Source organism: Actinomadura rudentiformis, from assembly GCF_008923185.1.
Lineage (GTDB): Bacteria > Actinomycetota > Actinomycetes > Streptosporangiales > Streptosporangiaceae > Spirillospora > Spirillospora rudentiformis.
This window is the reverse complement of sequence record NZ_WBMT01000002.1, coordinates 392,033-404,373: the sequence shown is the minus strand read 5'-3', so window position 1 is coordinate 404,373 and position 12,341 is coordinate 392,033. Positions and strand designations below refer to the sequence as shown.

General features: G+C 72.0%; 9 protein-coding genes. 4 read left to right on the top strand and 5 right to left on the bottom strand.

Annotated elements, in window-relative coordinates; genetic code table 11:
* Positions 1-15: 15 nt before the first annotated feature.
* The 3 genes from F8566_RS05315 to F8566_RS05305 all read left to right on the top strand — a co-directional run bounded on the left by F8566_RS05315 (position 16) and on the right by F8566_RS05305 (position 4,262).
* Complete coding sequence (locus F8566_RS05315; RefSeq protein ID WP_151558585.1) at positions 16-3,165, top strand: bacterial transcriptional activator domain-containing protein; 3,150 nt, start codon at positions 16-18, stop codon at positions 3,163-3,165.
* A gap of 61 nt (positions 3,166-3,226) precedes the next feature.
* On the top strand, positions 3,227-3,712 hold the full coding sequence (locus F8566_RS05310; protein WP_225992894.1) for an RrF2 family transcriptional regulator: 486 nt from the start codon (positions 3,227-3,229) through the stop codon (positions 3,710-3,712).
* An 88-nt stretch (positions 3,713-3,800) separates the two neighbouring features.
* Entirely contained in the window at positions 3,801-4,262 is a 462-nt protein-coding gene (locus F8566_RS05305; protein WP_151558583.1) for a carboxymuconolactone decarboxylase family protein, read from the top strand.
* Between the two features lie 122 nt (positions 4,263-4,384).
* Here F8566_RS05305 and F8566_RS05300 read toward each other — a convergent pair whose 3' ends face one another.
* The 4 genes from F8566_RS05300 to F8566_RS05285 all read right to left on the bottom strand — a co-directional run bounded on the left by F8566_RS05300 (position 4,385) and on the right by F8566_RS05285 (position 8,770).
* Positions 4,385-5,650: a YncE family protein gene (locus F8566_RS05300; RefSeq protein WP_151558581.1), complete on the bottom strand. Its 1,266-nt coding sequence runs from the start codon at positions 5,648-5,650 to the stop codon at positions 4,385-4,387.
* Positions 5,651-5,737: 87 nt separating this feature from the next.
* On the bottom strand, positions 5,738-6,787 hold the full coding sequence (locus F8566_RS05295; RefSeq protein WP_151558579.1) for an NYN domain-containing protein: 1,050 nt from the start codon (positions 6,785-6,787) through the stop codon (positions 5,738-5,740).
* A gap of 118 nt (positions 6,788-6,905) precedes the next feature.
* Complete coding sequence (locus F8566_RS05290; RefSeq protein ID WP_151558577.1) at positions 6,906-7,172, bottom strand: acyl-CoA carboxylase subunit epsilon; 267 nt, start codon at positions 7,170-7,172, stop codon at positions 6,906-6,908.
* Positions 7,169-8,770: an acyl-CoA carboxylase subunit beta gene (locus F8566_RS05285; protein WP_151558575.1), complete on the bottom strand. Its 1,602-nt coding sequence runs from the start codon at positions 8,768-8,770 to the stop codon at positions 7,169-7,171. The genes F8566_RS05290 and F8566_RS05285 overlap by 4 nt, the downstream gene beginning before the upstream one ends.
* Positions 8,771-8,903: 133 nt before the next feature.
* Between F8566_RS05285 and F8566_RS05280 the strand changes: the two genes are divergently transcribed.
* On the top strand, positions 8,904-11,495 hold the full coding sequence (locus F8566_RS05280; protein WP_225992916.1) for a phosphoenolpyruvate carboxylase: 2,592 nt from the start codon (positions 8,904-8,906) through the stop codon (positions 11,493-11,495).
* Between the two features lie 12 nt (positions 11,496-11,507).
* On the opposite strand, the gene F8566_RS05275 is transcribed toward F8566_RS05280, so the two are convergent.
* A complete protein-coding gene (locus F8566_RS05275) occupies positions 11,508-12,290 on the bottom strand; it encodes an enoyl-CoA hydratase/isomerase family protein (RefSeq protein WP_225992893.1) in 783 nt (260 codons plus the stop codon).
* Between the last annotated feature and the right edge of the window lie 51 nt (positions 12,291-12,341).

Below are 12,341 nucleotides of genomic sequence, written 5' to 3'. Positions count from 1 at the left end.
CGAGCAAGGGGTGCGATGCTGACAGGACAGCCCGGGAGTGCGGGCACCGGGCGGGGGCCCAGGCCGCCGGTGCGGGTCCGGGGGCGTCGCAGTCTCGGTGACATCGCCGCCGGGGTCGGCGCGATCGCGGCGTTGCTCGCGCTCGTCGCCGGTGTGCCGTACGCGCTGCTGACCTTCTTCGAGCCACCGATTCCCGACCGGGTGCCGACGGCCTCGGACCTGACGCAACAGCTCGGGCCGAGTTCGCTCCTCACCGTGCTGGTCGCGCTGGTCTGGCTGGCGTGGTTGCAGCTCGCGCTGTGCGTGCTGGTCGAGGTGTACGCGGGGATCCGCGGCGTGGGCGTCCCGGCGCGGGTGCCGCTGGCCGGCGGCACGCAGTCGCTCGTTCACCGGCTCGTGGTCGCGGCGCTGCTGCTGTTCACGGCGACATCGGCGATCATGCCCGCGTTCGGCGGCCGGGAGCTGCACGCGCAGCGGCCGGTGCAGACGCAGGCACAGGAGTTCCGCCCGGTCCAGGCGGCCGCCGTCACGCCGCCGGTCGCTCCCGAACGGGCCGCCGAGCCGGCCGTCCAGCCGATGGCCAAGTCGCCGACGACGAAGATCTACCGCGTGCAGCCGCCGGAGGGGCGGCACCACGAGAGCCTCTGGGAGATCGCCGACAAGTGCCTGGGGGAGGGCCGCCGCTACAAGGAGATCTTCGCGCTCAACAAGGACCGGGTGCAGCCGGACGGGTCGAAGCTCAACATCGCCAGCCTCATCCGGCCGGGCTGGATCCTGGAGATGCCCGCGGACGCGTCGGGCGCCCAGGTCGTTCCGGTGAAGGACGTCGACGACTACTTCCGGACTGGCCACGCGGGCCCGCCCGAACCCCTGCCACGGCAGCCCGCGCCCGAACAGCCCCCGTTGCGGCAGCCGGCCACACCGCCGCCCGCCGCGACGCAACCGCCCGCCACCGAGGCCCCCGTGACCCCGCCGCCGGCGACTCAGGCACCCGCGCCCGAGACACCGGCACCCGAGACACCGGCGCCCGAGACACCGGCGCCCGAGACACCGGCGCCCGAGACACCGGCACCCCAGGCACCGGCGCCCGAGACGCCCGCGCCCGCGGTTCCCGCACCCCAGCCGCCCGCGTCCCAGGCACCGGCGCCGGAGAAGCCCGCCCCACAGGTCCCCGCGCCTCGGCCCGCCGACGAGCTCGGCGGCGGCGCGGGCACCGGCGGCGCGAACGTTCCCGGGCGTGACACCGGGCAGCAGCAGGAAGACCAGGCGCCGCTCCCGTTCGACCTCGAATGGCCGCAGGGGCTGGCGGCGGCCTCGCTCGTCGCCGCCGGGCTGCTCAGCGCGCTGGGCAGACGGCGCCGCACGCAGATGTGGCACCGCGCGTTCGGGGAGATGATCGTACGGCCGGAGGGCCGGGCCGCGAAGGCCGAGCAGGCCCTGCGCATCGGGGCCGACACCGCCGCCGTGGAGCTGCTCGACCTCGGCTTGCGGCACCTGTCCAAGTCCATGGCCGCCGAAGGAGGCGGACAGGGCCGCGCCATGCCCACGGTGTACGGGGTGCACCTGGGCAAGGAGAGCCTCGACCTGTGGGTCGCGCCCGCCGACCGCAATCCGCCCGCGCCGTGGGAGGCGTACGACGACGGGCAGGTGTGGCGGCTGCGCGGCGAGGCCATGACCGGGCTGCGGACCGCCGACCTCGGTGACGTGCTCGCCCCGTACCCCGGCCTCGTCTCGATCGGCACCAACGAGAACGGCCGGATCCTCGTCGACCTGGAGGCCGCGCACGGGCTCATCGCCCTGCAAGGGCCGGTGGAGACCCGCCGCGCCGTGCTCGCCGCCCTCGCGCTGGAGCTGGCGACCAACCGCTGGTCGGACCACATGCGCGTCACCCTCGTCGGCTTCGGCGCCGAGCTGGGCGAGGGCCTCGCCGACATCGCGCCCGACCGTATCCGGACCGTCGCGTCCCTCGACCAGGCCCTGCCCGAGCTCGAAGGCCGCAGCGAGGAGGTGCGGCAGGCGCTGGCCGCCTCCGGCGTCGACTCGGTGCTCACCGGCCGGTGCCGCGGGGTGTTCGGCGAGGCATGGATGCCGCACTACCTGATCATGGCGGACCAGCCCACCGAACGGGAGGCCGACCGCCTGGTCGCGCTCGCCCGTACCGGTACCCGGATGGCCGCGGGCTACATCGTCCCCGGCGAGGTGCAGGGTGCGACGTGGACATGGGAGGTCGACGCGAACGCGCGGCTCCAGGCCGGTGTCCTCGGCTTCCAGGTGGACGCTCAGCTGATCCCCGAAGAGCACTACCGGGGGGTCTTCGAGCTCTTCCGGACCACCAAGCGACTCGACTCGGTGCCGCTGTCCGACCCGTCCGACGTCGCGGGCGCCGAACCGCCCGGCACCAACCAGTCCTCCGTGGACATCCGCCTGCTCGGGCCCGTCGAGGTCGACGCCCCGGGACCGATGGACGAGAGCCGCCGTGCGCTCTGCACCGAGGTCCTGGTCTACCTGGCCACCCATCCCGGGGGAGTGCACCCCACGGTCCTCGGCGGCGCGATCTGGCCCCGCGGCGTGACCACCGGTGTCCGTGACGCCTGTGTCGCCCGCGTCTCCGACTGGCTGGGCCGCGACGCGCGCGGCCGCCCCAACCTGTACTACGACGACCGGGGCCGTATCCGCCTCGGCTCCGAAGTCAGGGTCGACTGGGCGGTCTTCCGCTGGCTGGTCTGGCGTTCCGCGGCCGAGCCCTCCTCGGAGACCGCCTACATGTCGTACGCCCTCGACCTGGTCCGCGGCCCGGTGCTCGCCGACCGGCCCCGCGGCCGCTACGGCTGGCTGGCGTCCGACGACCTGGAGTACGAGGCGAGTGCCCGCGTCATCGACGTCGCCCACCGCCTTGTCGTCCTCCGGCTCGAAGAGGGCGACGCCCGGGGTGCCGTCGGCGCGGCTCGCGCGGGCCTCCGCCTGGCTCCCGAGGACGAGGGTCTCTGGCGCGACCTTCTCCGCGCCACCCATGCCACCGGCGACGAGGGCCAGGTCCAGGTGGTGGTGGACGAACTGCGCTCCCGCGTGGCCCGTGACCCCCTCCTCGGCGAGCTCCAGTCCGAGACCGAAGCCCTGGTCGAGGAGCTCGTCCCCCAATGGTGGCGCGAGGTCCCCGCCCGCTGATCGTGCCTGCCCCTCCGACGGAGATCGCGGAGTGCGATCCTGGATGTGTAATATCCAGGTTATGCGGATGAACGAGGGCGTCGAATGGGCGCTCCACAGCTGCCTCAACCTGACCTGGGTGGACGACGGGCAGGCGGTGACGGCGGCGAAGCTGGCGGCGTTCTACGAGCTGCCGGCGGCCTACCTCAACAAGCAGCTGCAGGCACTCGCGCGTGCGGGCATCCTCACCTCCACCTCGGGGCCGCGTGGCGGCTTCCGGCTGGCCAGGAGGCCCGAGGACATCACGGTCATGGACGTGGTCGCCGCGATCGAGGGGCCGGAGGAGGCGTTCCGCTGCGAGGAGATCCTGCGTCAGGGTCCGGGAGGGCACGAGGACGTCGACTACCGGACGACCTGTGTGATCTCCCAGTCCATGCGCCGGGCGGAGCTCGCCTGGCGCAGGGAGCTCTCCAGGCAGACCATCGCCGACCTCAAGGCGACGGTGGAGAGCAGGTTCCCGTACACGCCCGACAGCACCCGCAGCTGGTTCGCCAACCTGCGGACCTGATTCCACCTACCGCCGAGGCGGCACGAGATCAGCCGAGAGGCAATTCTCGATATTCAGTATCTAGGATAACTAGAAGTGGAGAGATGACATGCAGGCTCGGATGACCAATCTGAACGAGGTCGCTGCCGACGGCTACAAGGCGATGCTCCGGCTGGAGGGCTTCGTGGCTCGCAGCGCCGTCCCGGACCGGACGCTGGAGCTGGTCCGGCTGCGGGTCAGCCAGATCAACGGCTGCGGTTACTGCGTGGACATGCACAACTTCGAGGCCAAGAAGGCCGGGGAGACCGACGAGCGGCTGTGGTCGGTGGCGGCCTGGCGCGAGGCGCCCTACTTCACCGGCGACGAGCGGGCGGCGCTGGCGCTGGCGGAGGCGGCCACCCGGCTCAGTGACAACGCCGCAGGCGTGCCGGACGAAGTGTGGGATGAGGCCGTCGATCACTACGACGAGGAGGCGCTGGCCGCACTGGTCATGGCGATCGCCGCGATCAACGCCTGGAACCGCATCAACGTGACCACCCGGCAGATCGCCGGCTCCTACCGCACCGCCTGACCATGCGCGCCTCCTCGTGATCGGGCCGGTCTTGATCGGGCTGGTACATCCGTCGGCACATCTGAGGTGGTACGGAGGCCCGCCCCACCCCCGGGGACGGGCCTCCGTACGTTCTGGAGAGGTCAGCGGTAGATGCTCGTGCCGCCGAGCGAGTGGCGGCCCGGCTGTGGATAGACCGCCATGCCCTGCGGCACACCGCCGACCTTCACCGTGTGCATGAGACGTCCTGTGCGCGTGGACACCGCGTACGTCACGCCCGTCCGTGGCTCGCACAACCACAGCGCGGTGCCGTCGGCGGAGACCCCGCCCGGCTCCGGCGAACCGCCGCTCGGCAGCCGCCAATGGTCCGACGCTCGCCGGGTCGCGATGTCGATGGCGGACAACGACCCGGTGCCGAGCACGAACAGCCGCCGCGCGTCGCGGCTGACGGTGAGCCCGTAGGCGCCCGGCCGGGTCGGTACGAATCCCGTCATCGTGAACGCGATGGCGTCGATCACCCAGACCCCGCCCTTGGCCGAGTCCGCCACGAAGAACGTGCGGCCGTCCGGGGCCAGCCGCACCGAACCGGGAGCCGCGCCCCGAGGGAGCGCCAGCCTGCCGGTGACCTCGCGGAGCGCGGGATCGATGCGGACGAGACGCCCGGACGAGGTGCAGCTGGCCACCATGAATGCGCCCGTGGCCGAGAAGTCGGCGTGCTCGGCACCGGGGCACGGCAGGGGCATCCGGCCGCGGGACCGCATGGTCTGCGGGTCGCGCACCTCGATCCGCCGTGGTGGGCCCGTCAGCACGAGCGCCGCCCCGCCGTCCGGCGTGAAGTACAGGCGGCCGCCCTGATCGCCGATTTCGACGGGCGGACCGCGACGGCCGTTGCGCGGGTTCACCGGGGTGAGGGTGCCGTCTTCCGCGTCGGTGACCCAGAGCCGTCGCAGGTCCCAGGACGCCGCGATCCGGCGCGGCGTCCCGCCGACGGGCAGCTGCGCGATGACCTTGAGCGTCCGCAGGTCGACGACGTCGACCATGCCGGTGCGCCCGTTCGGCACGAAGAGCCGCGGGGGCAGCTTCCGCATGGCGGGGGCGAGCAGACCGGGGCCGGTGGCTCCGTACACGCCGTCCCCGGCCGAGGCGGCCGTCCCCAGCCTCGCCGTGCCGGGCGCGCGCGGAGACGGGCTCTGGATGTACGGGGCGTGGCCGCCGAGTCCGACCACCGGGTCGTCCGGCGAGCCCGCGCCCGGCGGGTAGAACGGCACCGGCGACTCGCAGGCCGCGACCGCCGGCACGGCGGCCGCCATGCCGGCCATGGCCATGGCGGCGGCGGTGCGGCGCCGGGCACGGTGCCTGGTGCTCCGTCCAGCCAATAGCGGTCCAGCCAACAGCGGTCCCTCCATCACGGCCGGGACTGTATCGGTTCCACCACACAACGTGTCGGACACATCACAAAAAGTTATCGAACAGCCGGATGCCGGAGGCGGCGAGGGTCAGTCGGACTTGCCGATCCCGATGCCGAACTCGCGGTAGACGCGCTCCCAGAAACCGTCCCGGAGCCACGTCCGGGCCTCCTGGTAGGGCCGCAGCGAACTGCCCAGCTCCTTCTCCGCCTCGATCAGCAGTTCCTTGTCGATGACGGGCGGCAGGATCGGGCCGGGGAGCAGATCGCGGATGTTGTCACGCCCCCGCTCGAAGATCCACTTCTGGGCGACGTGCTCGCCGATCTCCAGCATGTGGTCGCGGTCGGGCCCCAGCTTGCCGTCGGTCGTGGACGTCGTGGCGGCCGGGATCACGTGGTGGCCGGCGTGCGGCACCGCGTTCTTCATGGCGGCGGGCACCGGCTTGACCGCCGGGGCACGCCCGGCGAAGACCTGCGAGGGCGACGGCACCGGAGCCGTGCGGGCACCCGCCTGCGCGACGGCGGCGGCGTCCCGTACGGCGGCCGCGGCGGTCGCGGCGGTGGGAACGGGCAGAACCTTGGCTTTAGTGAAGTACGGGCGCAAGAAATCGGCGGGCAGGACCTCGACGGTGTCGGACTCCCAGACCAGCCATTCGGCCTGGTTGGAGCCGTGCGTCGGCTCCACGCCCCAGAGGTGGACGCGCACGCCGTAGCGCTGCGCCGCCTCCACCGCGGGGAGCATGTCCTCGTCGCCGGCCAGCAACACCGCGTCGGTGATCGCACGATGCCGGGCCAGTGCCTCCAGATCGGCGCGCAACTGCGCGTCTACACCCTTCTGCTGGCCCTGGGCGTTCAGATTGCCCAGCCGGAGCTTCACCAGCGGCAGGTTGGCGATCACTCGCTGATCGACCGTCGGCTGCCTCTTCGGCGCCGCGTCGAACCAGTAGACCCGCAACAGTTCGCCCAGCAACTGATCGTCGGCATGGGTCGTCAACGCCTTGATCAATTTCTCCGCGGCCACCCGGTATTCGCGTCTGGAACTGCACCCGAGCAGCAGCGCACCGGAGGCCGCGTAGAGGTACCCCGCATCGACGAAGACGGCGTATCGAGCGGGCTGTGGGACGAACTCCGAGGTGGCCATGGCCTTTCACCTTATTCGTGCCGAGGCCTTCCGAGGGCGCGAACCACGGTTACATCTCCCTGGATGATTTCCCCTAACACGCCCGGCACACCTCGGCACGCCGCCCTCAGGTGATCGGTCAGCGCGGAAAAGCGCTTGCCCGCCACGCTCCCGGACCGCGCGGCCGGAGGCCCTCGGACACCGGTCCGCCCACCTGCCGGGAACGGTCGGCCCAGCGCGAGACCCGGCGCGCGCCGCGCTCCTCGGCTCGGGCCCGGGCGGCCGCGGCGGCCTGCGCCCGGGCGGTCAGCACGGCGGCGAGCGCCGCGATCTCTTCGGCCGTCGGCTCGCCGCGCACCACCTGCAGGAACGGCGCTCGGGTCGCATTCTCTCCGGTGGCGCTCACAGCGGGATGTTCCCATGCTTCTTGGGCGGCAGGCTCTTGCGCTTCTCGCGCAGCGAGCGCAGCGCCTTGATGACCTGGCCGCGCGTCTCGGACGGTTTGATCACCGCGTCGACATAGCCGCGCTCGGCCGCGATGTAGGGGTTGGCCAGCGTGTCCTCGTACTCGGTGATCAACTCGGCGCGGCGGGCGTCGGCGTCGTCGGCCGCGGCCAGCTCGCGCCGGTAGAGGATGTTGACCGCGCCCTGCGCCCCCATGACGGCGATCTGCGCGGTCGGCCAGGCCAGGTTGATGTCGGCGCCGAGGTGCTTGGAGCCCATGACGTCGTACGCGCCGCCGTACGCCTTGCGCGTGATCACCGTGACGAGCGGCACGGTGGCCTCGGCGTAGGCGTAGAGGAGCTTGGCGCCGCGCCGGATGATCCCGTTCCACTCCTGGTCGGTGCCGGGCAGGAAGCCGGGCACGTCCACGAAGGTCAGCACCGGGATGTTGAACGCGTCGCAGGTGCGGACGAAGCGCGCCGCCTTCTCGGAGGCGTCGATGTCGAGCGTTCCGGCGAACTGCATCGGCTGGTTGGCGACCACGCCCACCGAGTGGCCCTCGACCCGGCCGAAGCCCACGATGATGTTGGGCGCGAACAGCTCCTGGACCTCCAGGAACTCGCCGTCGTCCAGCACGTGCTCGATGGCGGTGTGCATGTCGTACGGCTGGTTCGGAGAGTCGGGGATCAAGGAGTCCAGCGCGGCGTCTTCGGCGTCGAGCTCGTTCGGGTCGGCGGCGGCGTCGAACACCGGTGCGTCACCGAGGTTGTTGGACGGCAGGTATGACAGGAGCGCCTTGACGTACTCGATGGCGTCGTCCTCGTCGGAGCCCTGGTAGTGCGCCACGCCCGACTTCGAGTTGTGCGAGTGCGCGCCGCCCAGCTCCTCCATGGTCACCTCTTCGCCGGTGACCGTCTTGATCACGTCCGGCCCGGTGATGAACATGTGCGAGGTCTGGTCGACCATGACGATGAAGTCGGTGATCGCGGGGGAGTACACCGCGCCGCCCGCGCACGGGCCCATGACGAGGGAGATCTGCGGGATCACACCGGAGGCGTGCACGTTGCGCTTGAAGATCTCGGCGTAGAGGCCGAGGGCCACCACGCCCTCCTGGATCCGCGCGCCACCGGAGTCGTTGATCCCGATCACCGGGCAGCCGGTCTTGAGGGCATGGTCCATGACCTTGCAGATCTTCTCGCCGAAGACCTCGCCGAGCGACCCGCCGGAGACCGTGAAGTCCTGGCTGAAGACCGCCACCGGCCGGCCGTCGACGGTACCGTAGCCGGTGACCACGCCGTCGCCGTAGGGACGGTTCTTCTCCATGCCGAAGTTGGTCGAGCGGTGCCGGGCCAGCTCGTCGAACTCCACGAACGAGCCGGGGTCGAGCAGCGCGTCGATCCGCTCCCGGGCGGTCATCTTGCCCTTGGCGTGCTGCTTCTCGACCGCGCGCGCGGAGCCCGCGTGCACGGCCTCGTACCGGCGCCGTTCCAGATCCGCGATCTTTCCGGCCGTCGTGTGGATGTCGATGTCCACAGCGGGTTCAGGTGCTTCCATCGCCATGCGGGTCAGGGTAACCGCACACTGACCCCGGCTCTCCTACCGGGTCGTACGGATGCGGTGTCAGGTGCCTTTTCCGTGCCTCACTACGCTGGTTTCCGTGGTTACGAACACGCGCGACACCCTCCGGCAGGACATGCCCGAACCGCTGCGCCGCGATGTCCGGCTGCTGGGCGCCATGCTCGGCGACAGCCTGGTCGAGTACGGCGGCCAGGACCTGCTCGACGACGTCGAACGCCTGCGGCACGCCGTGATCGCGGCCCGCCGCGGCGAGACCGGCATCGAGGACGTGGCGGCGCTGGTCGACGGCTGGTCGCTGGAACGTGCCGAACAGGTCGCGCGGGCGTTCACCGTCTACTTCCACCTCACCAACCTGGCCGAGGAACATCACCGCATCCGCACGCTCCGCGAACGCGACACCCGCGACGCCGAGCCGGTGCGCAGTTCGGTGGAGGCCGCGGTCGAGGAGATCCGCGCGGCGGGCGGCGACCGGCTCGCCGAAGTGGTCGAGGAGCTGGAGTTTCGGCCGGTCTTCACCGCGCACCCGACCGAGGCCCGCCGCCGCGCCGTCGTGACCGCGATCCAGCGCATCAGCGACCTGCTGACCCGGCTGAACGCCGAGCCCGGTGCGAGCGAGAGCGACGAGCTTGAACGGCGGCTTCGCGAGGAGATCGACCTCCTCTGGCGCACCGCCCTGCGCCGCCACGCCCAGATGGACCCGCTCGACGAGGTCCGCACCGCGATGGCGGCCTTCGACGAGACGATCTTCCGGGTCGTCCCGCACATCTACCGGACGCTGGACGCCGCGATGGCGCCGAACACCGGGGCCCGGCCGCCGGTGGCTCCCGCGTACCTGCGGTTCGGCAGCTGGATCGGCGGCGACCGGGACGGCAACCCGTACGTGACCGCGCAGGTGACCCGCGAGGCCGTGATGATCCAGGCGGATCACGTGCTGATCGGGTTGGAGAACGCCTGCACCCGGATCGGCCGCGAGCTGACCGTGCACGAGGCGACCACGCCGCCTTCGGCCGTGCTCCGCAACGCGCTCGCGGCGGCGCGCACCGGCCAGCCGGGACGGATCGGCGAGATCGCCAAGCGTTCGCCCGAGGAGCCCCACCGGCAGTTCCTGCTGTACGTGGCGGAACGGATCGCCGCGACCCGCCGCCGCGACGCCGACCTGGCGTATCCGGGCCCCGACGACCTCCTCGCCGACCTGCGCCTCGTCCAGGAGTCGTTGCTCGTGGCCGGGGCCCGCCGCCAGGCGTACGGCAAGGTCCAGGATCTGATCTGGCAGGTCGAGACGTTCGGCTTCCACCTGGCCGAGCTGGAGATCCGCCAGCACAGCGAGCTCCACGAGAAGGCCCTCGCCGAGCTTGAGAGCGGGGGCGAACGCAGCGAGATGACCGAGGAGATCCTCGACACCCTGCGCGTGGTGGCGTGGATCCAGCAGCGGTTCGGCGTCCGGGCCTGCAGCCGCTACGTCGTCTCGTTCACCCGCTCCGAACGGGACATCGCCAACGTCCACGAGCTGGCCGCCTCACTTGGCGACCACGCGCCCGTGCTCGACGTGATCCCGCTCTTCGAGACCGGTGAGGACCTGGAGCGCGCGCCCGCCGTACTCGAGGGAATGCTGGCGATCCCCGCCGTCCAGCGGCGGCTGGCCGACGCCGGGCGGCGCATGGAGGTCATGCTCGGCTACTCCGACTCGGCCAAGCAGCTCGGCCCCACCAGCGCGACCCTGCGGCTCTACGACACCCAGGAGGCACTGACCGCCTGGGCCGCCCGCAACGACATCAAGCTGACCATGTTCCACGGCCGGGGCGGCTCGCTGGGCCGCGGCGGCGGCCCCGCCAACCGGGCGATCCTGGCCCAGGCGCCGGGATCGGTCGCGGGCCGGTTCAAGGTCACCGAGCAGGGCGAGGTCATCTTCGCCCGGTACGGGCACCCGCAGATCGCCCGCCGCCACGTCGAGCAGGTCACCAACGCCATCCTGATGGCCTCGACCGACGCCGTGCAGGACCGTGCCCGCGAGGCCGCCGCCCGGTTCCGGCCGCTCGCCGACAAGATCAGCGACGCCGCCCGCACCGCGTTCCGCACTCTGATCGAGACCGAGGGCTTCGCGGAGTGGTTCGCCCGCGTCAGCCCGCTGGAGGAGATCGCCGAACTCCGCATCGGCTCCCGCCCCTCCCGGCGCAAGGCCGCCCGCGGCCTGGAGGACTTGCGGGCCATCCCGTGGGTGTTCGCTTGGACGCAGACGCGCGTCAACCTGCCCGGTTGGTACGGCCTGGGCAGCGGGCTCGCCGCGGTCTCCGGCGAGGGCGCGGACCTGGGCGAGCTCCAGGAGGCGTACGAGGCGTGGCCGCTCTTCGCCACCTTGCTCGACAACGCCGAGATGAGTTTGGCCAAGTCCGACCGCGCCATCGCCGAGCGCTACCTCGCGCTTGGCGGCCGCCCCGAGATGGCCGAGGCCGTCCTGGCCGAATACGACCTCACCCGATCCCTGGTCCTGGCGGTCACCGGTCACCGGCGCCTGCTGGAGAACCGCAAGGTCCTCTCCCGGGCGGTCGAGCTCCGCAACCCGTATGTGGACGCGCTCTCGCACCTCCAGCTGCGCGCGCTGTCCGCGCTCCGGGACGGCGTCACCGACGAGGCCGAACGCGGCCACCTCGAAGAGCTCCTGCTGCTCTCGGTGAACGGTGTCGCGGCGGGTCTCCAGAACACCGGCTGATCAAGGGGCGCGCTAGGAGGGCCAGTCGGGTGTGCGCTTCTCGTTGAACGCGGCGATGCCTTCACGTCGGTCGGGGGAGAACGCGACCGTGCGCCAGGCGTTCTCCTCCAGGTCCAGCGCCGAGGGGAGGTCCTTGCCCGCGCCCAGACGCAAGGCGCGCTTGGCGGCACGCACCGCGGTCGGGGAGTTCCGCGCGATCACTCCGGCCAGTACCCGTGCCGCGTTGCGGACCGTGCCGGCAGGCACCCGCCGATCGACCAGCCCGTACGTCTGCGCCTCGTCGATGCTCAGCCGGCGTCCGGTCAGCACCAGATCAGCCGCCCGGCCCGGCCCCAGGCGGCGCAACGCCAGCTGCGTGCCGCCGCCGCCCGGCACCAGCCCCACGCCCACTTCGGGCAGCCCGAACACCGCGGTCTCGTCGGCCACGATCAGGTCGCAGGACAGCGCGAACTCGCATCCGCCGCCGAGCGCGTAGCCGTGCACCGCGGCGACGACCGGCTGCGGCAGGTCCAGCACCCCGCCGAACGCGGCCCGGAACACCGGCCGCTGCGCCATGATCTCGTCGTCGGTCATGGCGTTGCGTTCCTTGAGGTCCGCCCCGACACAGAAGGCCTTCTCGCCCGCCGCGCTCAGCACCACCGCCCGCACCGAACGGTCGGCGGCGACCTCCGCGCACACGGCGGCCAGCCGCCGCGCCATCGCCGTCGACAGCGCGTTCAGCGCCTCCGGCCGGTCCAGCACGATCTCGGCGACGTGCTCGTTCTCCTCGTCGCGCCGCAGCGTCACTCCATCCACACGGGCCACTCTAGATCGCGCGCGATCGGACGGCGGGGCGGGGCATTGCCA